General features: G+C 66.9%; 24 protein-coding genes. 20 read left to right on the top strand and 4 right to left on the bottom strand.

Features of this window, described 5'->3' with window-relative positions:
• The first annotated feature begins 5 nt into the window (after positions 1-5).
• Together prfA and ACIOU8_RS04260 are read left to right on the top strand one after the other, a co-directional pair.
• Positions 6-1,085 (top strand): peptide chain release factor 1, encoded by a 1,080-nt coding sequence (prfA, locus tag ACIOU8_RS04265; protein WP_290160122.1) that lies wholly within the window; start codon positions 6-8, stop codon positions 1,083-1,085.
• Positions 1,086-1,140: 55 nt separating this feature from the next.
• On the top strand, positions 1,141-1,551 hold the full coding sequence (locus tag ACIOU8_RS04260; protein ID WP_400786146.1) for a hypothetical protein: 411 nt from the start codon (positions 1,141-1,143) through the stop codon (positions 1,549-1,551).
• A gap of 16 nt (positions 1,552-1,567) precedes the next feature.
• Here the strand turns inward: ACIOU8_RS04260 and epsC are convergent, their stop codons facing one another.
• Positions 1,568-2,137 (bottom strand): serine O-acetyltransferase EpsC, encoded by a 570-nt coding sequence (gene epsC, locus ACIOU8_RS04255; protein WP_400786143.1) that lies wholly within the window; start codon positions 2,135-2,137, stop codon positions 1,568-1,570.
• An 8-nt stretch (positions 2,138-2,145) separates the two neighbouring features.
• A complete protein-coding gene (gene cysK / locus ACIOU8_RS04250; protein ID WP_400786141.1) occupies positions 2,146-3,084 on the bottom strand; it encodes a cysteine synthase A in 939 nt (312 codons plus the stop codon).
• A gap of 100 nt (positions 3,085-3,184) precedes the next feature.
• Between cysK and prmC the strand changes: the two genes are divergently transcribed.
• From prmC to ACIOU8_RS04170, 16 genes are all read left to right on the top strand, one after another.
• Positions 3,185-4,045: a peptide chain release factor N(5)-glutamine methyltransferase gene (gene prmC, locus ACIOU8_RS04245; RefSeq protein ID WP_400786139.1), complete on the top strand. Its 861-nt coding sequence runs from the start codon at positions 3,185-3,187 to the stop codon at positions 4,043-4,045.
• A 48-nt stretch (positions 4,046-4,093) separates the two neighbouring features.
• Positions 4,094-4,801 (top strand): L-threonylcarbamoyladenylate synthase, encoded by a 708-nt coding sequence (locus ACIOU8_RS04240; RefSeq protein ID WP_400786137.1) that lies wholly within the window; start codon positions 4,094-4,096, stop codon positions 4,799-4,801.
• Positions 4,798-5,970: an MraY family glycosyltransferase gene (locus ACIOU8_RS04235; protein WP_400786135.1), complete on the top strand. Its 1,173-nt coding sequence runs from the start codon at positions 4,798-4,800 to the stop codon at positions 5,968-5,970. The genes ACIOU8_RS04240 and ACIOU8_RS04235 overlap by 4 nt, the downstream gene beginning before the upstream one ends.
• Entirely contained in the window at positions 5,967-6,542 is a 576-nt protein-coding gene (locus tag ACIOU8_RS04230) for a hypothetical protein (RefSeq protein WP_400786133.1), read from the top strand. The genes ACIOU8_RS04235 and ACIOU8_RS04230 overlap by 4 nt, the downstream gene beginning before the upstream one ends.
• 146 nt (positions 6,543-6,688) lie before the next feature.
• Positions 6,689-7,474 (top strand): F0F1 ATP synthase subunit A, encoded by a 786-nt coding sequence (gene atpB, locus ACIOU8_RS04225; RefSeq protein WP_400786130.1) that lies wholly within the window; start codon positions 6,689-6,691, stop codon positions 7,472-7,474.
• 43 nt (positions 7,475-7,517) lie between these two features.
• Entirely contained in the window at positions 7,518-7,754 is a 237-nt protein-coding gene (gene atpE / locus ACIOU8_RS04220) for an ATP synthase F0 subunit C (protein ID WP_042541851.1), read from the top strand.
• A 27-nt stretch (positions 7,755-7,781) separates the two neighbouring features.
• Positions 7,782-8,336 (top strand): F0F1 ATP synthase subunit B, encoded by a 555-nt coding sequence (locus ACIOU8_RS04215; protein ID WP_311257589.1) that lies wholly within the window; start codon positions 7,782-7,784, stop codon positions 8,334-8,336.
• Positions 8,336-9,124, top strand: coding sequence for a F0F1 ATP synthase subunit delta (locus tag ACIOU8_RS04210; RefSeq protein WP_400786127.1), 789 nt, complete (start codon positions 8,336-8,338; stop codon positions 9,122-9,124). Before ACIOU8_RS04215 ends, ACIOU8_RS04210 begins: the two co-directional genes overlap by 1 nt.
• A 47-nt stretch (positions 9,125-9,171) precedes the next feature.
• Positions 9,172-10,812: a F0F1 ATP synthase subunit alpha gene (gene atpA, locus ACIOU8_RS04205; RefSeq protein WP_400786124.1), complete on the top strand. Its 1,641-nt coding sequence runs from the start codon at positions 9,172-9,174 to the stop codon at positions 10,810-10,812.
• A 20-nt stretch (positions 10,813-10,832) separates the two neighbouring features.
• Positions 10,833-11,732, top strand: a complete 900-nt coding sequence (locus ACIOU8_RS04200) for a F0F1 ATP synthase subunit gamma (RefSeq protein ID WP_400786121.1) — start codon at positions 10,833-10,835, stop codon at positions 11,730-11,732.
• Between the two features lie 21 nt (positions 11,733-11,753).
• Positions 11,754-13,208, top strand: coding sequence for a F0F1 ATP synthase subunit beta (atpD, locus tag ACIOU8_RS04195; RefSeq protein WP_042541846.1), 1,455 nt, complete (start codon positions 11,754-11,756; stop codon positions 13,206-13,208).
• A gap of 2 nt (positions 13,209-13,210) precedes the next feature.
• Positions 13,211-13,471 (top strand): F0F1 ATP synthase subunit epsilon, encoded by a 261-nt coding sequence (locus ACIOU8_RS04190; protein ID WP_053095764.1) that lies wholly within the window; start codon positions 13,211-13,213, stop codon positions 13,469-13,471.
• 72 nt (positions 13,472-13,543) lie between these two features.
• The gene (locus ACIOU8_RS04185) at positions 13,544-14,290 is read left to right on the top strand and encodes a YaaA family protein (RefSeq protein ID WP_400786118.1); all 747 of its coding nucleotides are present in this window, start codon (positions 13,544-13,546) and stop codon (positions 14,288-14,290) included.
• A gap of 73 nt (positions 14,291-14,363) precedes the next feature.
• A complete protein-coding gene (locus ACIOU8_RS04180) occupies positions 14,364-15,224 on the top strand; it encodes a large exoprotein (RefSeq protein ID WP_400786116.1) in 861 nt (286 codons plus the stop codon).
• 245 nt (positions 15,225-15,469) lie between these two features.
• Positions 15,470-16,321: a PP2C family protein-serine/threonine phosphatase gene (locus ACIOU8_RS04175; protein WP_400786113.1), complete on the top strand. Its 852-nt coding sequence runs from the start codon at positions 15,470-15,472 to the stop codon at positions 16,319-16,321.
• A gap of 57 nt (positions 16,322-16,378) precedes the next feature.
• Positions 16,379-19,141: an FtsK/SpoIIIE domain-containing protein gene (locus ACIOU8_RS04170; protein ID WP_400786111.1), complete on the top strand. Its 2,763-nt coding sequence runs from the start codon at positions 16,379-16,381 to the stop codon at positions 19,139-19,141.
• 24 nt (positions 19,142-19,165) lie between these two features.
• Here ACIOU8_RS04170 and ACIOU8_RS04165 read toward each other — a convergent pair whose 3' ends face one another.
• Positions 19,166-20,161, bottom strand: coding sequence for an asparaginase (locus ACIOU8_RS04165; RefSeq protein ID WP_400786109.1), 996 nt, complete (start codon positions 20,159-20,161; stop codon positions 19,166-19,168).
• A gap of 81 nt (positions 20,162-20,242) precedes the next feature.
• On the opposite strand from ACIOU8_RS04165, the gene ACIOU8_RS04160 reads away from it, so the two are divergent.
• Positions 20,243-20,737, top strand: a complete 495-nt coding sequence (locus ACIOU8_RS04160; RefSeq protein ID WP_400786106.1) for an OsmC family protein — start codon at positions 20,243-20,245, stop codon at positions 20,735-20,737.
• A 14-nt stretch (positions 20,738-20,751) separates the two neighbouring features.
• On the opposite strand, the gene ACIOU8_RS04155 is transcribed toward ACIOU8_RS04160, so the two are convergent.
• Complete coding sequence (locus ACIOU8_RS04155) at positions 20,752-21,531, bottom strand: lysophospholipid acyltransferase family protein (RefSeq protein ID WP_400786104.1); 780 nt, start codon at positions 21,529-21,531, stop codon at positions 20,752-20,754.
• Between the two features lie 123 nt (positions 21,532-21,654).
• On the opposite strand from ACIOU8_RS04155, the gene ACIOU8_RS04150 reads away from it, so the two are divergent.
• The gene (locus ACIOU8_RS04150) at positions 21,655-22,644 is read left to right on the top strand and encodes an FKBP-type peptidyl-prolyl cis-trans isomerase (RefSeq protein ID WP_400786102.1); all 990 of its coding nucleotides are present in this window, start codon (positions 21,655-21,657) and stop codon (positions 22,642-22,644) included.
• Positions 22,645-22,674: the final 30 nt, after the last annotated feature.

Here is a 22,674-nt window from a genome sequence, read left to right as displayed (position 1 = left end):
CCGGAGTGTTCGAGTCCGTCCAGACTCTGATCGACGAGCATCGCCGGGTGCAGGAGGAACTCTCCGACCCGGCGGTGCACGCCGATGCTGCTCGGGCGAAGCGCGTGAACCGGCGCTACGCCGAGTTGTCGAGGATCGTCGCGGCCTACGAGGCGTGGGTGGCGGCATCCGAAGATCTCGACGCCGCGCGTGAGCTCGCTCGTGAGGACGAGGCGTTCGCCGCCGAGGTGCCGTCGCTCGAAGAAGACCTGCAGTCGGCGCAGGAGAAGCTCCGGCGACTCCTGATCCCGAGGGACCCCGATGACGCTCGCGACGTGATCATGGAGATCAAGGCGGGGGAGGGTGGCGCCGAGTCGGCGCTGTTCGCCGCCGATCTGCTGCGCATGTATATCCAGTACGCGGCATCCAAGGGGTGGAAGACCGAACTGCTCGAGCGCAACGAGTCCGACCTCGGCGGCTACAAGGACGTCCAGGTCGCGATCAAGGGCTCGTCGACCGACCCCGCTCAGGGCGTCTGGGCGCACCTCAAGTACGAGGGCGGCGTGCACCGCGTGCAGCGCGTGCCCGCCACCGAGTCGCAGGGGCGCATCCACACCTCGACCACCGGAGTGCTGGTGTTCCCCGAGGTCGATGAGCCCGACGAGATCGCCATCAATCAGAACGATCTGAAGATCGACGTCTTCCGATCGTCCGGCCCCGGTGGCCAGTCGGTGAACACCACTGACTCGGCGGTGCGTATCACTCACCTGCCGAGCGGCATCGTCGTGTCGATGCAGAACGAGAAGTCTCAGCTGCAGAACCGCGAGGCGGCGATGCGCGTTCTGCGCGCGAGGCTGCTGGCGAAGCAGCAGGAGGAGCTGGATGCCGCGGCATCGGACGCGCGCAAGTCGCAGATCCGCGGGATGGATCGTTCGGAGCGCATCCGCACGTACAACTTTCCGGAGAACCGGATCGCCGACCACCGCACCGGCTTCAAGTCCTACAACCTCGACCAGGTGATGGACGGGGCGCTGGAGCCGATCATCGTCAGTGCCATCCAGGCAGACGAAGAGGCGCGACTCGCAGCGGTGGGCTCCGACTCCTGAGTTGACGCGCCGCCGGTCATGAGCCGTGGCGCAGTGCGAGCGGTAGGCTCAGGCCGTGATCACCCTTCTGTTCCGCGCGCTCATGTATCTCGTGTCTGCAGGCCTCGGCCTGATCGTCGCCGATCTCGTGCTCGAGGGCTTCCAGATCGAGTGGGACAAGTGGTGGGGATTCGTGGTCTGCATCGTGATCTTCGCGATCCTGCAGAGCGTGCTCGCACCCTGGGTCAGCAGGATGGCCGATCGCTACGCGCCGGTCCTGATGGGCGGCATCGGGATCTTCTCGACGCTGATCTCCCTCGTCATCGTCGTCCTGCTGCCGATCGGCGGGTTGCGCATCGTCGATCTCACGGGCTGGTTGCTCGGATCCGTGATCGTCTGGCTCATCACAGCGCTGGGCAGTGTGCTGCTGCCGCTGATCTTCCTGCGCAAGAAGGTCGACAAGGTCCGTTCGCGCCGCGGCGCGTGAGGCCCTCGCGAGAGCGTCAGATCGAGTAGTCCGGTGCGGCGAGCACGGCTCTGGTGTCCTCACCCATGATCCGTGCCCGCGGCTTCGCCGGCACACCGACGAGGATGCTGTCGGCCGGCGCGTCACGGGTCACCACGGCGTTCGCCCCGACCACCGATCCCTCGCCGATCGTGACCGGCCCCAGGATCTTCGCTCCCGCGCCGACGGCGACGCCGTTGCCGAGAGTGGGGTGCCGCTTACCGGAGTCTCGCGTGCGGCCCCCGAGTGTGACCCCGTGATAGAGCATCACGTCGTCGCCGATCTCGGCCGTCTCGCCGATGACCACTCCCATACCGTGGTCGATGAAGAAGCGACGGCCGATCCGCGCCCCCGGGTGGATCTCGATGCCGGTCACCCACCGCGAGATCTGCGAGGTGGCTCGAGCCACGAGGCGCAGCCGTCTGCGCCAGAGCGCATGCGAGACGCGATGCGCCCAGATCGCGTGCAGCCCCGGATACAGCAGCGCCACCTCTGCGTTGCTGCGCGCCGCGGGGTCACGAAGGCGGGCTGCCGCGACGTCCTCGCGCATTCGACCGATCATGCCCATCGAGCGGATCAGCCTTCGCGGAGGTCTTCGTACAGAGCTGTCGAGAGGTATCGCTCGCCGAACGAGGGGATGATGACGACGATGGTCTTTCCCGCAGCCTCGGGGCGGCGGGCGACCTCCAGAGCGGCCCAGATCGCGGCGCCGCTGGACATGCCCACGAGGATCCCCTCCTTGCGAGCGGTCTCACGTGCGACACGGATGGCGTCGTCGAAGGTGACGTCGATGACCTCGTCGAGGACATCGCGATCGAGGATCGGGGGCACGAAGTTCGGTCCGATGCCCTGGATCTTGTGCGGTCCAGGGTGTCCCTCGGTGAGAATCGGGGAATCCTTGGGTTCGACGGCGACGATCTGCACGCCCGGGACGCGCTCCTTGAGCACCTGGCCGACGCCGGTGATGGTTCCGCCGGTGCCGATGCCGGCGACGAGGTAGTCGACCGAGCCCTCCGTGTCGCGGAGGATCTCCTCGGCCGTGGTCTTGCGGTGGATCGCGGGGTTCGCCTCGTTGGCGAACTGCTTCGCCAACACCGCACCCGGCGTGCGGGCGGCGATGTCCTCCGCCTCAGCGAGCGCATGCGTCATGCCCTTGGTGGGGTCGGTGAGGACGAGTTCGGCGCCGAACGCCTTGAGGAGCATGCGCCGTTCCTTCGACATCGACGCGGGCATCGTGAGGATCACCTTGTATCCGCGCGCGGCGCCGACCATCGCCAGCGCGATGCCGGTGTTGCCGCTGGTCGCCTCGACGATCGTGCCCCCGGGCTTCAGCTCGCCCGATGCCTCTGCGGCGTCGACGATCGCGATGCCGAGCCGGTCCTTGACGCTCGAGGCCGGGTTGTAGAACTCGAGCTTGGCCAGCACGGTGGCGCCGAGGCCCTCGGTGACGCGGTTCAGGCGGACCAGGGGAGTGTTGCCGAACGCGCTGGTGATGTCGGAGTGGATTCCGGGCATGGGGAGAGCCTTCCTGTGCGGGGGGACTGCGCGCTCCAGCCTATGCGAGGGTCCTGGAGGGGTGGGCAATATGACACCTGCCGCGCTCTACGCTGGATCCATGCCCGATCTCTCCCTCGCCTCCGTCGTGCATGCCGCGGCCCGACAGCTCGCCGATGCGGGCGTCACGGATCCCCTCGTCGATGCCGAGCTGCTCGCCGGTCACGTCCTCGGACTGCGACGGGGCGAGGTGCAGGCCGTCATCATCCGCGGCGATGCGGTGGGCGAGGCGGATGCAGAGTCGCTGCGTGCCCTGGTCATCCGCCGCGCCGCGCGGGAACCACTGCAGCACATCACCGGAACCGCGCCGTTCCGGCATCTGGAGCTCGCGGTGGGACCGGGGGTCTTCGTGCCTCGGCCCGAGACCGAGACCGTCGTCCAGTATGCGATCGACGCACTCCTGGGCTCCCCGCAACCGGAGCCGATCGGCATCGACCTCGGTACCGGCAGTGGCGCGATCGCTCTCGCCATGGCCACCGAAGTGCCCCATGCGCGCGTCTTCGCGACAGAGCTCTCGTCCGACGCCTATCCGTGGGCGGTGCGGAACACAGCGGGTGTGGCCAACCTCACCCTGGTGAATGAGGACCTGGCGCACGCATTCCCCGAACTCGACGGAACGGCGTCGGTCGTGATCTCCAATCCGCCGTACGTCCCCGACGCCGCTGTTCCCCGCGATCCCGAGGTGCGCCTCTTCGATCCGTCGATGGCGCTGTACGGGGGAGAAGACGGGCTCGACATCGTCCGGGTCCTGAGCGTGCGCGCCCTCGAGCTGCTGCATCCGGGCGGATTGCTGGTCATCGAGCACGGCGAACTGCAGGGCGAGGAGATTCGCAGCATCCTCACTCGCGACGGATGGAGGGCGGCCGCGACCCACCGCGACCTCACCCTGCGAGACAGGGCGACGACCGCCCTGCGCCCGTGAGACGCGGACACGAACCGCACAGGCATCCCCAACTAGAATCGGATCGTCATGTCCTCCATCTTCGATTGCGGCGATGAGGCCCAGCTCCTCGCCGGTATGCGCCACGCCCGCCAGGCGATCAGTCGCGGCGAACTCATCGTCATGCCCACCGACACGGTCTACGGCGTCGCTGCCGATGCCTTCTCGCCGGCAGCGGTGCAACGTCTCCTCGACGCCAAGGGGCGAGGTCGCAACCAGCCCCCGCCCGTGCTCATCGGCACGAAGGAGACTCTGCACGCGCTCGCGGAGTCGGTGCCGGAGCCCGTCCAGCGTCTCGTCGACGCGTTCTGGCCCGGTGGGCTGACCATCGTCCTCCCCGCGCAGCCGTCCCTCGTCTGGGACCTGGGCGACACGGAGGGCACAGTCGCCGTCAGGATGCCCGAAGGACGCGTCGCTCTCGAGCTGCTCGCCGAGACGGGTCCTCTGGCAGTGTCGAGCGCCAACCTCACCGGTCGCGAGTCGGCGATCTCCGCGCTCGATGCCGAGCGGATGCTCGGAGACAGCGTCTCTGTCTACCTCGCAGACGGCATCAGCCGTGATGGGATCGCATCGACGATCGTCGACGCGACCTCGCTGGTGCCCCGCGGCGCTGAGCCCACCACGGGCGGCGTGCGCATCCTCCGAGTCGGCGCGGTCAGCCGTGAGCGGCTGGAGGAGGTGCTCGGCGACCTGCTCGAGCCCGAGGCGCAGGCTCCGGAATCGGATGGGGATTCGTGAAGCAGTACCTCTTCACGATCATCCTGACCGCCGCGATCACGTTCGCGTTGACCTGGGCGGTCTGGAAGCTGAGCCTGCGGTTCAAGCTCTACCCGACCATCCGCGAGCGGGATGTGCACACCACTCCTACCCCGCGTCTCGGCGGGGTGGCCATCTTCCTCGGCATCTCCGCCGCGATCGGTTTCTCCGCCGCGAACCCGTTCTTCGCCACCATGTGGATGCCGCCCCAGACGATGTGGTCGATCCTCGCCGCGTCGCTGCTGATCGCCGTCATCGGCGTCGTGGACGACCTGTGGGATCTCGACTGGATGATCAAGCTCGGCGCGCAATTCCTCGCGGCCGGGATCATCACCGTGGGCGGCGGGCTGCAGATCCTCTCGCTGCCGTTCGGCGATCTGATCGTGTTCTCGAGCTGGCTGAGCATCACCATCACGATGTTCGCGATCGTCATCGTGATGAACGCGGTCAACTTCATCGATGGCCTCGACGGACTCGTCGCCGGCGTGTGCCTGATCGCCAACGGGGTCTTCTTCGCGTACTCCTACATCCTGACGCGTGACACGGGTGCATCCAGCTACTTCAACCTCGCTTCGTTCCTGGCGGCCGTGCTGATCGGCGCATGCCTCGGGTTCCTGCCCTTCAACTGGAGTCCGGCCAAGCTCTTCATGGGCGACTCCGGGGCGTTGGTCCTCGGCCTGCTGATGGCGACGTCCGCGATCGCGGTCACGGGTCAGCTCGAGCCCTCCGCCCTCGACCCGGAGCGCCTCGGTCGATCGCAGCTCCTCGGAGCGTTCATCCCGATCCTGCTGCCGCTGCTGGTGGTGCTGCTGCCGCTGCTCGATTTCGGCCTGGCGGTCCTGCGCCGCATGAACGCCGGCAAGTCACCGTTCTCGCCCGATCGCAAGCACCTTCACCACCGCATGCTCGACCTCGGCCATCGCGACCGCGACGCCGTGCTGATCTTCTACGCCTGGACGGCGGTCATCTCCCTCGCCGTCCTCCTCATGTACGTGGGTGCCCGCGAGGACTGGCCTGGACAGTACATCCCCGGAGTCGTGTTCGGCCTCGTGGGAATCGCCGCATGCCTCGTCATCACCCTGAACCCTCTGCGCCGACGGAAGCCCGCGGCGTCTGCTGAGCCCGACCCGACACCCGTGGAGTCCCCGTGAGCCCGAGCCCCGTTTCCAGCAACCCGATCCTGCGGAGGACGCTGCTCTGGTCCGCCCTCTCGATGGTGATCCTCGCGATCGTCGCCGGGGTGATCGGTCTCCTCGTCGGCGGGGGAGAGGGCCTCGTGAGCGGTCTGCTCGGTGTCGTGCTCGCCATGCTGTTCCTCGGCATCACGGCCCTGAGCATCCTGATCGCCAACCGCTGGTTCGGGGACCCGCTCTACGTGCAGCTCTTCTTCGCGATCGTGCTGGGGGGCTGGCTGCTGAAGCTCGGTGTCTTCCTCGTCGTGATGATCCTCCTGGCCGGTCAGCCGTGGTTGAACCCCATGGTCTTCTTCCTCTCGATCGTCGCCGGTGTGATCGTGTCACTGGTGATCGACGTGATCGTGCTCACGCGGATGCGACTGCCCAACGTGAGTGACGCGTCCCTTCCCTCCGAGGCGCCGAGCGACTACGCCCCCGGCGTGCAGCTGCCCACCGTCGTGCCCGAGGATCGCGCCCCGGGGCGGCACAACCTGATCCCCGAGTCCCGCGACGAAGACGGGCCGGCAGAAGAGGCCGCGCGGTCTTAGGACACCCTCAGATTCTGATAGTGTTGTCACGTGCCCGCCGCTCGTTCGCGAGCGCTTGCGCTTGAAGCACACCGACCATCGTCGCCCCGGTTCTGACCGGTGCCCCGAAGCTGGAGCCCGCGCTGTTCAATCTTGCTGCGACCCTGATGCCCAAGCTCGCCACTGACGGCGAGTTCCACGGACCTTCGATCGACGAGTTCTTCCCGGAGATCCTCTTCGACGCGTTCGGGGTCATTCCCGTTCACCGGATCCACCTCGTGCAGTTCCTCGCCGTCGTGGTGGTGGTTCTGCTCCTGGTTCTCGGAACCCGTCGCATGAAGGTCGTCCCCGGCCGCTTCCAGAGCGTCGTCGAGATGGGTCTGGACTTCGTCCGCACCAACATCGCGCACGATCTGCTCGGACGCAAGGACGGCAACCGATTCCTGCCGATCCTCACGACGATCTTCTTCATGGTGCTGTTCATGAACATCACGGGAATCATCCCGTTCCTGAACATCGCCGGCACGAGCATCGCGGCCGTGCCGCTGACGCTCGCCCTCGTGAGCTACTTCACGTTCATCTACGCGGGTATCAAGAAGAGCCCGCTCGGCTTCTTCAAGAACGCCCTGTTCCCGGCCGGAGTTCCGTGGCCGGTCTACATCATCGTGACGCCGATCGAGTTCCTCTCGACGTTCATCATCCGGCCAGTCACACTGATGCTCCGACTCCTGATGAACATGGTCGTCGGCCACATGCTCCTGGTGCTGTGCTTCGCGGCCACCCAGTTCTTCTTCTTCACCGCAGGTGGCGGCTGGGCCGCTCTCGGTGTCGGAACCCTCGCCTTCGGCGGCGCCTTCACTCTCTTCGAGATCCTGGTCGCCGTTCTCCAGGCATACGTCTTCACCGTCCTCACCGCGGTCTACATCCAGCTCGCGGTCGCAGAAGAGCACTGAGCGGGTCGGCAACTGCCGTCCCACCCAACGAAAGGAAAAACCCGTGGACGCTACTACGGTTCTCGCAGACATCAACGGTCACCTCGCATCGGTCGGCTACGGCCTCGCAGCGATCGGTCCGGCCATCGGCGTGGGCATCGTCGTCGGCAAGACCATCGAGGGCGTCGCCCGTCAGCCCGAGCTGGCCGGTCGCCTTCAGGTCCTCATGTGGATCGGTATCGCCTTCACCGAGGCGCTTGCATTCGTCGGCATCGCCGTCGGATTCATCCCCTTCCCGTAATCTCTACCGACTTCTGAAGGAGACAGGATGCTGAACGCTCTTGTCACGAACCTCGCGGCTGAGGGAGAAACGCCTAACCCGCTGATCCCCGCGTGGTACGACATCATCTGGTCGGGTCTGTGGTTCCTCGTCATCCTCGTCGTCGTGTGGAAGGTCGCCCTTCCGAAGTTCACGGCGATGCTCGACAAGCGGTCCGCCGCCATCGAGGGCAACATCGCCAAGGCTGACGAAGCACAGAAGCAGGCTGAGGCCGCGCTCGAGGAGTACACCCGGCAGCTCGCCGAGGCACGCACCGAGGCCGGTGAGATCCGCGAGGCCGCCCGTGAGGACGGCAAGAAGATCGTCGCCGAAGCCAAGGACGCCGCGTCGAGCGAGGCTGCTCGCATCACCGCGACCGCGCACACGCAGATCGAGGCCGAGCGTCAGACCGCTCTCGTCTCCCTGCGCAGCGAGGTGGGCTCCCTCGCCATCGACCTCGCCGGTGGCGTCGTCGGCGAGACGCTCTCCGACGATGCACGTGCGACCGCAGTGGTCGACCGCTTCCTCGCAGACCTCGAAGCATCCGAGAAGGCGGCTCAGTAATGGGCAGCGCGACCACTCAGGCACTCGCGGCATCCACCCAGGCGCTTGCCGCAGCGAAGGACGTCACTCTCGACACGGCACGGGAGCTGTTCGCAGCCGCACGTGCCGTGGCGGAGTCGTCTCATTTGAGCGGCGCGCTCGCCGACGTTTCGGCTCCGGTCGAGGCGCGACAGAACGTCGTCGCAGCGGTGTTCGGCGGTTTCTCTCAGGATGCCCAGAGCGTCCTGAAGACCGTCGTCGCCGAGCGCTGGTCGTCGGCCTCGCAGCTCGTGGACGGCATCGAGGAGCTCGCCATCCGGGCTGCCGCGATCGCCGCGCCCCAGGCTGACATCGCGGGGGAGCTGTTCGGCTTCACCCGCGTGATCGCCGCGAACGCGGAACTCGAGCTCGCGCTCGGGAGCCGCCTCGGGGGAGAGGACGCCAAGGGCGCACTCGTCGACAAGCTGCTCGCAGGTGGCGTCAGCGACGCGACCGCTGTGATCGTCTCGTCGTTGGTCCGCCAGCCTCGCGATCGCCGCGTCCGTCAGATGCTCGGTCGGGCAACGCGGGTCGTCGCAGATCAGGGCGACCGCGTGGTGGCGACGGTGCACACCGCCAAGCCGCTCACCGATGCACAGCGCACTCGTCTCAGCGACGCACTCTCGCGTCGCTACGACGGCAAGATCTCGATCAACGAGGTCTCAGACCCCGCCGTCGTCGGAGGCCTGCGCGTGCAGATCGCCGATGACGTCATCGACGGCAGCATCTCCGCCCGTCTCGCCGATCTTCGCCAGAAGCTCGCCGGCTAACACGACTTCGCGCGGGGAACCGCGCACCCAGATACAAAGGGAAGACAATGGCAGAACTATCGATCAGCCCCGACGTCATCCGTGACGCGCTGAAGGACTTCGCCGCAGCATACGAGCCCACTGGGGCCGCGGCGACCGAGGTCGGCACCGTCATCGACGCGGCAGACGGCATCGCGCACGTCGAGGGACTTCCCGGCGTGATGGCGAATGAGCTCGTCACATTCGCAGACGGCACCAAGGGACTCGCGCTCAACCTCGATGAGCACCAGATCGGTGTCGTCGTGCTCGGCGAGTTCACCGGCGTCGAGGCCGGCCAGGAAGTCACCCGCACGGGTGAGGTCCTCTCCGTTCCCGTCGGCGACGGCTACCTCGGCCGAGTGGTCGACCCGCTGGGCAACCCGATCGATGGCCTCGGGTCCATCGCCACCGATGGTGTGCGCGAGCTCGAGCTCCAGGCTCCCGGTGTCATGCAGCGCAAGTCCGTCCACGAGCCGATGCAGACCGGCATCAAGGCCATCGACGCGATGATCCCCGTCGGCCGTGGTCAGCGTCAGCTGATCATCGGTGACCGCCAGACCGGCAAGACGGCGATCGCTATCGACACGATCATCAACCAGAAGGACAACTGGGAGTCGGGCGACGTCAACAAGCAGGTTCGCTGCATCTACGTCGCTATCGGTCAGAAGGGCTCGACCATCGCTTCGGTGAAGGGCGCGCTCGAAGAGGCCGGCGCCCTGGAGTACACCACGATCGTGGCCGCTCCGGCATCCGACCCCGCCGGTTTCAAGTACCTCGCCCCGTACACCGGTTCGGCCATCGGCCAGCACTGGATGTACGGCGGCAAGCACGTCCTCATCATCTTCGACGACCTGTCGAAGCAGGCTGAGGCCTACCGTGCCGTATCGCTCCTCCTGCGCCGTCCGCCGGGCCGCGAGGCGTACCCCGGCGACGTCTTCTACCTGCACTCGCGTCTTCTCGAGCGTTGCGCCAAGCTGTCCGACGAGCTCGGCGCAGGCTCGATGACCGGTCTTCCGATCATCGAGACCAAGGCGAACGACGTCTCGGCCTACATTCCGACCAACGTGATCTCGATCACCGACGGCCAGATCTTCCTCCAGTCCGACCTGTTCAACGCCAACCAGCGTCCGGCGGTCGACGTGGGTATCTCGGTCTCGCGAGTCGGCGGTGACGCTCAGGTGAAGTCGATCAAGAAGGTCTCCGGAACCCTGAAGCTCGAACTCGCGCAGTACCGCTCTCTCGAGGCGTTCGCGATGTTCGCGTCCGACCTCGACGCGGCTTCGCGTCGTCAGCTCTCCCGTGGTGCGCGTCTGACCGAGCTGCTCAAGCAGCCTCAGTACTCGCCGTACCCCGTCGAGGAGCAGGTCGTCTCGATCTGGGCCGGAACGAAGGGAAAGCTCGACACCCTCGAGGTCTCCGATGTCCTGCGCTTCGAGCGCGAGCTGCTCGACTACCTTCGTCGCAACACGAAGGTTCTCGAGACGCTGCGCGACACCAACGTCCTCGACGACGACACCGTCGCCGAGCTCGAGAAGCACACTGACGCCTTCATCCTGGAGTTCCAGGGTGGCAAGGGACACGCCATCGGCGCTCCCGGCCACGAGGAGCACGCTGCAGCAGAGGCTGAGGACGTCAACCAGGAGAAGATCGTCAAGGGTCGTCGCGCGTAACCGCGTGAGGAACTGAATTCATGGGCGCTCAACTCAGGGTCTACAAGCAGAAGATCAGCTCTGCTCAGACGACCAAGAAGATCACGAAGGCGATGGAACTCATCGCGGCTTCGCGCATCCAGAAGGCGATGGGACGTGTCAAAGCGTCCAGTCCCTTCGCGCGGGCCGTGACGAGGGCCGTGTCCGCCGTCGCGACGCACTCGAACGTCGACCACCCGCTCACTCGCGAGCCCGAGACGATCCGCCGCTCTGCGGTCGTGATCTTCTCCTCGGACCGCGGTCTTGCCGGAGCCTTCAACTCGCAGATCCTCCGTGAGGGCCTCGAGGTGGCGGAGCTCCTGCGTGAGCAGGGCAAGGAGCCGGTGTTCTACCTCGTCGGTCGCAAGGCCGTCGGGTACTTCCAGTTCCGTCGCATCGCGGCGGCCGCGGAGTGGACCGGCGACACGGACACTCCGTCGTTCCACACCGCAGAGGAGATCTCGGCGAAGCTGCTCGAGGACTTCGGGCGCGGTGCAGACGACGGCGGCGTCGATGAGATCCACCTCGTGTACAACCGCTTCGTCAGCATGATGACGCAGTCGCCCGAGTCCGTGCGTCTGCTTCCGTTGGAGATCGCGGAAGCCGACGACTCGGAGGCAGGCAACGCCGTCTACCCGCTGTACGAGTTCGAGCCGGACGCCGAGACCGTTCTTGACGCGATCCTGCCGGTGTACATCCAGAGCCGCGTCTTCAACGCGCTTCTGCAGTCGTCTGCCGCGAAGCAGGCCGCGACGCAGAAGGCGATGAAGTCCGCCAGCGACAACGCCGACAAGCTCATCACCGACTACACCCGTCTGCGCAACAACGCGCGTCAGGCGGAGATCACGCAGCAGATCGCAGAGATCGTCGGCGGCGCCGACGCGCTCTCATCGAGCAAATAGACCATCAGGAGAGAGACGAAAATGACCCCCACCGCTACGGCTGACCAGCCGGCGACCGCGGTCGTCGGGCGCGTCGCACGCGTCAACGGTCCGGTTGTCGACATCGAGTTCCCGCACGACTCGATCCCCGACATCTACAACGCACTCAAGACCACGATCGTGATCGGCGACTCCTCGGTCGAGATCACCCTCGAGGTCGCTCAGCACCTCGGCGACGACCTCGTTCGTGCCATCGCTCTGAAGCCGACCGACGGCATCGTGCGCGGCCAGGAAGTGCGCGACACCGGCGAGGCCATCTCGGTCCCCGTCGGCGACGTCACCAAGGGCAAGGTCTTCAACGTGATCGGCGAGGTCCTGAACCTCGAGCCCGGCGAGACCATCGAGGTCACCGAGCGGTGGCCCATCCACCGCAAGGCTCCGAACTTCGACCAGCTCGAGTCGAAGACGACCATGTTCGAGACCGGCATCAAGTCGATCGACCTCCTGACCCCCTACGTGCTGGGTGGAAAGATCGGTCTGTTCGGTGGAGCCGGTGTCGGAAAGACCGTCCTCATCCAGGAGATGATCCAGCGCGTCGCGCAGGACCACGGTGGCGTGTCGGTGTTCGCCGGTGTCGGCGAGCGCACCCGTGAGGGCAACGACCTGATCCACGAGATGGAAGAGGCGGGAGTCTTCGACAAGACGGCCCTCGTCTTCGGCCAGATGGACGAGCCGCCGGGAACGCGTCTGCGCGTCGCCCTCTCGGCTCTGACGATGGCGGAGTACTTCCGTGACGTGCAGAAGCAGGACGTGCTGCTCTTCATCGACAACATCTTCCGCTTCACGCAGGCCGGTTCCGAGGTCTCCACGCTGCTCGGCCGCATGCCGTCTGCCGTGGGTTACCAGCCGAACCTCGCCGACGAGATGGGTGTGCTCCAGGAGCGCATCACCTCGACCCGTGGCCACTCGATCACCTCGCTGCAGGCGATTTACGTCCCGGCCGACGACTACACCGACCCGGCTCCGGCGACCACGTTCGCCCACCTCGACGCCACCACGGAGCTCTCGCGTGAGATCGCATCGAAGGGTCTGTACCCGGCCATCGACCCGCTGACCTCGACGTCGCGAATCATGGACCCCCGCTACTTGGGCGAGGACCACTACCGCGTCGCCACCACGGTCAAGCAGATCCTCCAGAAGAACAAGGAACTGCAGGAGATCATCGCCATCCTCGGTGTCGACGAGCTCTCCGAAGAGGACAAGATCGTCGTGTCGCGTGCACGTCGCATCCAGCAGTTCCTCTCGCAGAACACCTACATGGCCAAGAAGTTCACCGGTGTGGAGGGTTCGACCGTCCCGCTCAAGGAGACCATCGAGTCCTTCGATGCGATCACCCGCGGTGACTTCGACCACGTCGCCGAGCAGGCCTTCTTCAACGTCGGTGGCATCTCCGACGTCGAAGAGCAGTGGGCGAAGATCCAGAAGGAGAACGGCTGATCATGGCATTGCATGTCAGCCTCGTCTCCGCGGATGCGGAGGTCTGGACGGGAGAGGCGAGCCTCGTGGTCGCCAAGACCGTCGAGGGCGAGATCGGATTCATGGCCGGCCACGAGCCGGTCCTGGCGATCCTCGCTCAGGGCGAGGTGCGGATCACGCAGACGGATGGCACCAAGGTGCTCGCCAACGCACAGGACGGATTCCTCTCGATGGAGAGCGACGTCCTGACGATCGTGGCAGGCAACGCGGCTCTCATCGCCTGAGCAGTTCAGTTCATCGCGTCCGCCTCGGCCCCTCTGGGGTCGGGGCGGACGCGTCTGTATCACCGAGGTTTCATGAAGATTCTGCTGCCGCCGTCAGAGACGAAGCGACCAGGGGGGAACGGTGCACCTCTCGATGTGAGCGCGCTCGCGCTTCCGAGCCTCGGCGTGAAGCGTCACGAGGTGATCGATGCGCTCATCGAGCTGGCGGGAGACGAGGAGCACGCGCGGAGGGTGTTGAAGCTCAGTCCGAAGCAGGCCGGCGATGTCGGTCACAATCGGATGCTGCTCTCGGCGGCGACCATGCCGGCGGTGGATCGCTATACAGGCGTTCTGTACGACGGGCTCGATGCGACCAGCCTCGCTCCTGCATCCCGTCGCTGGCTCGGCGCGCACGTGTGGATCCACTCGGCCCCGCTCGGTCCGATCGGCGCGCTCGACCCCCTGCCGCCGTACCGCTTGGCGGCGGGGACCTCGCTGCCGGGTCTGCCCGCGTTGCGCCGACACTGGGCTGACGCGACCACCGAGGCGATAGCGGGGGAGGGCCCGGACTTCGTGCTCGATCTGCGGAGCGAGGCGTACGTCGCGCTCGGCCCAGTGCCGGACGCGGTGTCCTCCTCCTACGTGCGGGTCGTCACAGAACACGGGCGCGCTCTCAACCACTTCAACAAGAAGTCCAAGGGGCTGCTCGTGCGTGCTTTGGCAGAGGACCGTCCGCGGGTCCGGTCCGAACGGGTGCTGCGGAACTGGGCAGAAAGTCGCGCGATTGCGATGCGCAAGTCGACCGTGGACGGCGTACTGGAGCTCGTTGTCGCCGGCTGAACAGCCGCATCTGGCGGTGTGACAGCCCGCGGCGTGGGTCGTTGCCCGTAATATCGGCGCACCGCTATGGTGGGTGACGCGGCGCGCACGGCGTCGCACCATCGGATCCGGAGGGATCATGTACGACGACTACTACGGTTATGGCGGGCTCTCGGGCGGCGCACTGGTCGCTCTGATTCTGCTTTACACGGTCTTGCCTCTGGCCATCTACGCGATCTATTCATGGTTCTACATGAAGGTCTTCGAGAAGGCAGGAGTTCAGGGCAAATGGCGCGCGTGGGTGCCTGTATACAACTCGATGATCTTCTACAAGCTCGGTGATCTGAGTCCGTGGCTGCTCCTTTATCTGGTGGGGGCGGGAATCCTCGGCGCGATCATTCCTTTCCTCGGGTGGTTCCTCATCCTTCCGCTCGTCGGAATCGCTGCCCGAATCCTCGACCTGATCGCGGCTTGGCGGGTCGGGCTCAAGCTGCAGAAGGACGCGGTCTGGGTGATCCTGTACTTCTTCCTCCCGGTGGTGTGGCTCGGTATCAATGCGTTCGACAAGTCCCGCTGGAACCCGAACATCGTTCCCGCGTCGTGGGTGACGAACAAGCTCCTCGCTGACTCCACCGTCTGGGACGGCGTTCCCGTGCAGCCGCGCCCGGCAGCAGGCCCCGGCTACGGCGCTCCTCAGGGGTACGGTGCGCCTCAGCAGGGTTATGCGCCCCCTGCACCCCAGGGATACGCCCCGCCCGCTCAGCCCGGCTACGCGCCGCCGGCCCAGCCTGCCCAGCCTGGCTACGCTCCGCCCGCGGCACCGTCGTCCCCGGCCGCTCCCGGTGTTCCGCCGGCTGCGCCGTCCACTCCTCCGACGGCTCCGCCCGCTCCGCCTGCAGCGCCACCGGCAGCTCCGCAGACGCCGCCGAAGGATCCCACGGATCCTCCGGCCTGATCTGACTCGACACAGAGCCCTCGACTTCGGTCGGGGGCTCTGTGCTGTGCGGGGATGGTATCGCCCGGTGTCGGAGGGCCGCGGCAGAAGACGATAACGTGGAGGCATGGTCATGTCGCAGCCCCGTTTCGGCGCCACCGGACGCCGCGTGACGGTCGGGGGTGCGAGTGCGACTGTCGCAGCGTCCACTACGATGTGTGAGTGTCCTGGGGTAGCCCGACCCGCAGGCAATTCGGAGGCGACGAGTGGCTGAGACGACGACGAAGACGCGCAGCGTCACGGTTGCGCAGCGCACGCTGCTGCTGTCCTGGGCGGGTGTGACCGATGTCGGTCGGCGCCGTGAGTCGAATCAGGACGCGTTCTTCGCGGACTACCCGCTGTTCATCGTCGCCGATGGCATGGGCGGTCACGCCGGTGGCGAGATCGCGAGCAGGAGCACGGTCAGACGACTTGATGCCGTCGTCGCTGCGGGCGCGGTCGATCGCGGATCCATCGAGGGAGCTCTCCAGCTGGCCGTCGCCGATATCGCCGACCATCCGGAGACCACGGACGAAGGCACCGGCACCACACTCACCGGCGTCTTCCTCGAGTTCGAGGGCGACGAGCCGCACTGGACTTCGCTCAACATCGGCGACTCGCGTGTGTACCTTCTCAGAGACGAGCGTCTGGTGCAGATCACCACCGATCACTCTGTCGTTCAGGAGCTCATCGCAGCAGGCAAGATCAGCCCCGAAGAGGCCGAAGGTCATCCGTACAGCAACGTGATCACGCGAGCGGTGGGAGCGAGTGAGCTCACTGCTCCCGACTACGTGACGCTCGATGTCCGCCCGGGCGATCGATTCGTGATCTGCTCGGACGGGTTGACGAAAGAGCTGACCGACTACGGCATCCAGCACTTTCTCCGTGAGAACGCAGATCCCGCGGCTGCCGTCGATGCGATGCTCGCGGCTGCGTTGGAGAACGGAGGCCGTGACAACGTGACGCTCGTCATCGTGCAGATCGCAGACGAGTCCTCCTCTCCGGACGAGTCCTCCTCTCCGGACGAGTCCTCCTCTCCGGACGAGTCCTCCTCCACACCGGACGACTCCGCCGAATAACGTCCGATCCCTGTGGACGGCGCGCTCCGCGCCTCTCGCATGAGGTCCACTGAGGGCATGGACTCTCTGCCGATAACGATCCCTGCCGCCCCTGCGCCGGCGCGCAGGCCACCCACGCCGTTCATCGCGGCGCTCGTGCCGGTGGGCGCCGGAGTGGTGCTCTGGATGGTCACCGGCTCGCTGTTCTCGCTGTGCTTCGCGGCTCTCGGACCGCTGATGATCTTCGCGTCGCTGATCGACGGGTCTCGCTCCCGGCGAAAAGCGTTCCGGGTCGCCGAGACCGAGAGCGCGGCGGCGTGGTCGCTCGCTGAGGCCCAGCTGTCACGGCTCCACGACGATGAGCGCCAGATGCGATGGCACCGTCATCCTGATGCGGCAGCCGGCCTTGAGCAACCGCCCTTGCGCGGCCTCGAACCGCCGGATGCCGACACGGAGATCGTCGTCGGCAGCGGTGTCGGCAACAGTGCGGTGCGCGCATCCGGAGGTGACGGGGAGCGCGAACGCGAGTTCCGGGCACGATGCGCCAGGCTCGAGAACGTGCCGATCACGGTTCCGCTCAGCGGCGGTGTCGGACTGCGGGGTGCGCACCCCGTGGCCGCCGCTGTCGCGAGAGCGTTCGTGGTGCAGCTGTGTCTGAGATTCGGTGCCTCTCAGATATCGGTGGTCGGCCCGCATCTCGATGAGCTGGGAATCGCGGGCCTCCCGCAGGCGCGTTTCGCGCGGCGCGGTGCGTTTCGTCTGGCGGTGGCCCGAAGCGGGGACTCTCGGCCGGCGGCTGATGCCGTGATCTGGTTGCTCGACCGCGACGAGGACGTCCCCGAGGGAATCACGACGGTCGTCGACGTCGTCGAGCCGCACCGCGCGAGCGTGCGAACGCCGCAGGGGATCATCGAGGTCGCCGCCGAGTGCATGTCCCTCGATCAGGCGTTCGCGATCGGAAAGGAGCGATCGAGCGAGGGCGACGAGCTGGAGTCGCTCCCGGCCGGGGTCGCGCTCGGCGATCTGCGCCAGCCCTCGTCGCAGATCGGGCTGGCGGCGGTGATCGGCCGAGGCGAGCGCGCCGACATGCTCCTCGACATCGTCGACGACGGGCCACACGCGATCGTCACGGGCACGACGGGCAGCGGCAAGAGCGAGCTGCTGGTGTCTTGGGTGACAGCCATGGCGAGCAGCCACGGACCGGACCGAGTGACATTCGTCCTGGCGGACTTCAAAGGGGGCACGGCCTTCGAACCGCTTCGGATGCTCCCGCAGGTGGCCGCTGTCATCACGGATCTCGACGAAGAGGGCGCGCGCAGGGGAGTCTCCAGCCTGACCGCAGAGCTGCGCCGCCGTGAGTCCGTCCTCGCGGAGGCCGGTGCACGTGATGTGCGGGAGATCGGAATGGCGAGGCTGGTGATCGTGGTCGACGAGTTCGCGGCATTGCTTCAGGATCATGCCGACCTCGGGGCTGTGTTCACCGATATCGCGGCCAGGGGCAGAGCGCTCGGCATGCATCTGATCCTCGGAACCCAACGTGCGTCGGGCGTGATTCGCGACGCGCTGGCGGCCAACTGCCCGCTCCGGGTGAGTCTGCGTGTCGCGGACGCCGCAGACAGCCGAGCAGTCATCGGCACCGACGCGGCGGCTGAGCTTCCGGGCGGGGTGGAGGCCAGGGGCCTGGCGCTGGTCCGTCGTCCTCAGGACGCTGAACCGATGGTGATGAGAGTGGCGTTGACGGGCGCCGCCGATCTGAGAGCCGTCACGTTGAGGTGGGCCGACGCCGACATTCCGCACAGCCCGTGGCTGCCCGTTCTTCCGCGGATGCTGCCGCTGGCCGCGCTTCAGCCCGAGTCGCGGAAGGGTGATGCCATCCTCGGGCGAGCTGACGATCCGGAGCGTCAGCGGCAGCCGCTCGAGGTCCTCTCGATCGGTTCCGACCGTGGAATCGTGTTGCTCGGGGGACCCGGGTCGGGGCGCACCTCGGCTCTGCGTGCGCTGGCGAAGCAGCATGCCGACCCGATCTGGATACCGTCCGATCCGGAGCGTGCCTGGGACGCCGTGGTCGCGCTGGCCGCAGACGGGGCACGCGGCGCAGGGCTCGTCCTCTGCGACGATGTCGACGTCAGGATCAGCGAGTTGCCGCTCGAGTACGGTCAGCATGTCGCGCAGCTCTGGGAGCAGATCCTGCGGCACGGGTCCGGAACCACCTTCGCGCTCACAGCGACGAGAGCAGCGGGCCCCCTGGGGCGGCTTCTCGATCTGCTGCCACAACGGGGGCTGCTGAGGATGCCGAGCCGCGTCGATCATCTCGCCGCAGGCGGGGACTCCGCAGGTTTCGATCGCGACCGACCGCCGGGGCGGATGCGGATGGGGGATCGCGAGGTCCAGCTGGTGTGGGTTCCCGAGGAGCGACTGCGCTCGTCGGCCCCTGGCCGCAGTGTCTCTCGGAATCGGGACGACCACGGTTGGTCGCCGCGTGCCTCTCTCACGGCGCTCGTCACCGCGGGGGTGTCGACGGTCGCCGAGACGCTGGCCGACGCCTTTCCGGGCTGCGACGTCGTGGCGCTTTCGGGGGAGCTACGCGACCTGCAGGCGTCGACGCGTCCGACGCTGCTGCTCGGCGAAGCGGATGCGTGGCAACGCAACTGGCCGCTGTGGCAGCGAGTGCGGAGGGAGGGAGAGGCTCTCATCCGGGCAGAGAACGCCACTGAACTACGACAGCTCGCCGGCGTTCGCGAACTCCCGCCCTACGCGAGACCGCATGCCGGACGTGCGTGGTCGCTGATCGGCGACGCCGGTCCTCGTCGGGTCCTCATCCCGCCCCTCGCACCCAGGTGATCAGCAGTGCGGTGCGTCGTGTGGTCAGATACCGCTGCCTGGACGGATGGTTCCGACCTCCGCGCCGCCACCGAGCACCTCGAGTGGCAGAGCATCGGCGAGAGTCGCGACCTCGGCGTCGGTGAGTCCGCCTGCGCGTGCGAGCAGAGTCGCGGCCACGATGGTCGATGCGCGTGCGCCGCCGTCGAGCATCTTCAGCGCGACGGTCGTTCCGTTCGGAGCGACCATGACCATGATTCCCTCTGCGCCGCCCTTCGCGAACACTCCGAGCTTCTCGATCGCGATGGTGTCAGGACGGCCGGGGCCGTCGATGGTCCACGGGTGCTCGCGCACGGCGCGCACCAGGGAGCCGGCGACCCGGTGCAGGGCGAAGGGGGAGCGATCCGAGGCGGTGCCGATCCGGTGGATCGAGCGGGCGAGGCCCGTCAGCGTGATCGCGTAGACCGGGGCGCCGCACCCGTCGATCGCCGTGTGCGCGACCTTCTCGCCGGTCAGACGCTCGATGACATCGCGGATGTGCATCTGGAGCGGGTGGGCGGGATCGAGGTAGCTGTCGGTGGGCCAGCCGGTCGCGATGCAGGCGCGAAGCATCGCCGCATGCTTGCCGGAGCAGTTCATGCGGATGCGGGTCTGCGCACCGTGCTCGCGTACGAGCTCGTCGCGGGCCGACGTATCACCGGGCCACGCCGGGGGGCAGCCCAGGTGATCCTCCGTGAGACCGCCCTCGGTGAGGACGTCGCGGACCACTGCGGCGTGACGGTCGGTGCCGCTGTGACTCGCGGTGGACAGGGCGAGCTGCTCGTCCTCGAGAGCGGCTCCCGCTGTGATGCACGCCACGGCCTGCAACGGCTTGAGGCTCGAGCGAGGCAGGATCAGGGCATCCGCGTTCCCGTAGCGCGCGACGACATCGCCATCAGGTGAGAGGACCACCGCCGCTCCCGCATGGCGGGACTCGACGAACCCGCTCCGATCGACGACGGCAAGTTCCACGGCATCTTGAACGGTGAGAGTCTCCAGCACCTCCCAAGGATATCGTTGGTTGAGTGCACGCGGTGCCAGCCATGGAGATCGACGAGGGCGTGCCAGTGGCAGACTGTCGACATGGCAGATCGACCAGCGCCGCTCGGCGAGCACCGCTATTCACTCAGCTCCACTTGGACCGGCAACACCGGCACCGGTACCAGCGGCTATCGCGAATATCGTCGCGACGTCACGCTCGAGGTCGCAGGCAAGCCCGACATCCTCGCCTCCGCCGACAAGCCGTTCCGCGGTGATCCGTCGAGGTGGAACCCCGAGGATCTGCTGCTCGCCTCGCTCTCCGAGTGCCACCTGCTCTCCTACCTGCACGCGTGCGTCACCGCAGGCGTCGTCGTCGTCTCCTATCGGGACTCGGCCTCGGGGATGATGCGAGAAGACGGAAAGGGCGGCGGTGCGTTCGTCGAGGTCATGCTGCGTCCGGAGGTCGTCGTCGCCGATGTCTCGATGATCGACGCGGCCGAGCGCGCTCATGCGCAGGCCAACGCATGGTGCTTCATCGCGAACTCGATGAACTTCCCGGTGCGGCACGAGGCGTCTGTGCGGGCCGAGACGGCCTGAACGGCAGCTACGTGTCAGCGGCGCTCGTGGGGAAGCGCCTGCTTGATCTTCTCGATCGTGCCCTGCGCGGGAGCCTCGTTGTAGGCATCGGCCAGCTCCTGACCGGAAAGGGCATGGATCGCGGCCATGATCTCGTCCGTCGCGAGTCTGCGGGCGCGACCGCTCGTGGCGGGGCCATGAGGTGAGAGGTCGAGCGGCTCACCGAAACGCACCGTGATGCGTTCCTTCAGAGTCGGCATCTTGGCGCCGACCGGCATCACCTTGTCCGTGCCGATCAATCCGACCGGGACCACCGGTGCTCCGGTCTGCAGTGCCAGGAAAGCCACTCCCGTGCGTCCCTTGTACAGGCGCCCGTCGGTCGAACGCGTGCCCTCGGGGTAGAGCGCGACGGCGAGGCCTTCATCGAGCAGCTGGCGCTGCACGTCGAGGGCGTCGAGGGCGGCCTTGCCCGCACCACGGCGCACGGAGATCGCGCCGATGGACTCGAAGAACGTCTTGCTGAGCCAGCCTGTGAACCCCGTCCCCTCGAAATAGGTGGACTTCGCCAGAAAATGCACGGGTCGTGGAGCAGCCACCGGAATCGCGATCGAGTCGATGAACGACAGATGATTGCTCGCGAAGATGACCGCGCCGTTCTTCGGTACGTTCTCCCTGCCCTCGATGCGGGGCCGGTAGATCGTGCGCGCCAACGGGGTGATGAGGCTGCGTCCGAGCGCATAGGCCATGCCGGCGTGACGAGGCTTCTCAGTCTCTGCGGGCGAAGTTTCGGGCTCCACGGACTGGTCTGACGTCATCAGAGAAGATTACCCCGGCAATCATGCCGGGGTGGGAATGAAGCGCTCGCGCGCGCCTCACAGCATCAGCAAAGGGGCGTGCGAGATGATGGGGTCTCCCGCCCGCGATCCTGAGGTTCAACTGTGCGCAAGCGTCCGCTTATCGTCCTGTCCACCGTCGCCGCGGCGACTCTTCTGCTGGCCGGGTGCTCCGGAGGGGCTGCCCCAGAGTCCACCGCCACCCCCGATGCCGGCTCCGAGAGCTCCTGCCTCGCTGACATCGCGTCGGGCGCAGGCTCTGATGCCGTGTCCGTCGAGGGATCCGGGGCAGACGCCAAGGTCTCCGTGCCCGAGGGCACGGATCTCGCCGAGGCCGAGCGGACGGTGGTCGTCGAGGGTGAGGGCGATGACGTCATGCCCGGAGACCTCGTCTCGCTGCGCTACCAGCTCATCGATGCCACGACCAACGAGGTGCTCAGCACCTCGGAGCGCGGCCCCGACGGGGTGCTGTCCGCTCTCCTCGCCGTTCAGCAGCCGCAGCAGATCGTCGACCCGACCCAGTCCACCGTCTTCACTGTCGCGGCCGAGTGTCTTCCGATCGGCTCGAGCGTCGTCCTGACCCTTCCCGCAGCGCAGGAGGGCATGAACCCGAGCATCCTCTACGTCGAGACGATCGAGCAGCTTCCCACGACGGCTACCGGTTCCGACGTCGATGCGACCGATGGCATGCCCGTCGTCGAGCTCGACGACGCCGGTTCGCCGACGATCACGATTCCCGACTCCGATGCCCCCGCCGAGACCGAGGTGGCCGTCCTCAAGGAGGGCGACGGCGCCGTCGTCGGCGCGGGCGACCTGGTCACGGTGCAGTACCGCGGCGTGAAGTGGTCGGACGGCTCCGAGTTCGACTCCAGCTGGAGCCGCGATGCGGCTCCGTCGCAGTTCCCGACCAGCGGAGTGGTCCCCGGGTTCAAGATGGCCCTCGAGGGCCAGAAGGTCGGGTCTCAGGTAGTCGTCGCCATGCCGCCGAAGGACGGCTACGGTGAGGGCGAGCTCAACGACACCGATCTGACCGGCGAGACTCTGGTCTTCGTCGTCGACATCCTCGCGACCACGCCGGTGGAGCAGGCCCCGTAAGACGGCGGGCCGGGGGCTTGCCATAGGCTG

Origin of the sequence: Microbacterium sp. NPDC087589, from assembly GCF_044743635.1 — a bacterium.
GTDB lineage: Bacteria > Actinomycetota > Actinomycetes > Actinomycetales > Microbacteriaceae > Microbacterium.
The sequence above is the reverse complement of the archived record's forward strand: the minus strand, read 5'-3'. Positions and strand labels throughout refer to the sequence as shown.

Bases quoted from the DNA above. Each gene is read 5' to 3' on its own strand.
- epsC (WP_400786143.1), bottom strand. From the start codon at position 2,137: ATGGGCATGATCGGTCGAATGCGCGAGGACGTCGCGGCAGCCCGCCTT.
- prmC (WP_400786139.1), top strand. From the start codon at position 3,185: ATGCCCGATCTCTCCCTCGCCTCCGTCGTGCATGCCGCGGCCCGACAG.
- ACIOU8_RS04185 (WP_400786118.1), top strand. From the start codon at position 13,544: ATGAAGATTCTGCTGCCGCCGTCAGAGACGAAGCGACCAGGGGGGAAC.
- cysK (WP_400786141.1), bottom strand. From the start codon at position 3,084: ATGCCCGGAATCCACTCCGACATCACCAGCGCGTTCGGCAACACTCCC.
- ACIOU8_RS04190 (WP_053095764.1), top strand. From the start codon at position 13,211: ATGGCATTGCATGTCAGCCTCGTCTCCGCGGATGCGGAGGTCTGGACG.
- ACIOU8_RS04240 (WP_400786137.1), top strand. From the start codon at position 4,094: ATGTCCTCCATCTTCGATTGCGGCGATGAGGCCCAGCTCCTCGCCGGT.
- ACIOU8_RS04210 (WP_400786127.1), top strand. From the start codon at position 8,336: ATGGGCAGCGCGACCACTCAGGCACTCGCGGCATCCACCCAGGCGCTT.
- atpB (WP_400786130.1), top strand. From the start codon at position 6,689: ATGCCCAAGCTCGCCACTGACGGCGAGTTCCACGGACCTTCGATCGAC.
- ACIOU8_RS04200 (WP_400786121.1), top strand. From the start codon at position 10,833: ATGGGCGCTCAACTCAGGGTCTACAAGCAGAAGATCAGCTCTGCTCAG.
- atpD (WP_042541846.1), top strand. From the start codon at position 11,754: ATGACCCCCACCGCTACGGCTGACCAGCCGGCGACCGCGGTCGTCGGG.
- atpA (WP_400786124.1), top strand. From the start codon at position 9,172: ATGGCAGAACTATCGATCAGCCCCGACGTCATCCGTGACGCGCTGAAG.
- ACIOU8_RS04155 (WP_400786104.1), bottom strand. From the start codon at position 21,531: ATGACGTCAGACCAGTCCGTGGAGCCCGAAACTTCGCCCGCAGAGACT.
- ACIOU8_RS04215 (WP_311257589.1), top strand. From the start codon at position 7,782: ATGCTGAACGCTCTTGTCACGAACCTCGCGGCTGAGGGAGAAACGCCT.
- ACIOU8_RS04170 (WP_400786111.1), top strand. From the start codon at position 16,379: ATGGACTCTCTGCCGATAACGATCCCTGCCGCCCCTGCGCCGGCGCGC.
- ACIOU8_RS04160 (WP_400786106.1), top strand. From the start codon at position 20,243: ATGGCAGATCGACCAGCGCCGCTCGGCGAGCACCGCTATTCACTCAGC.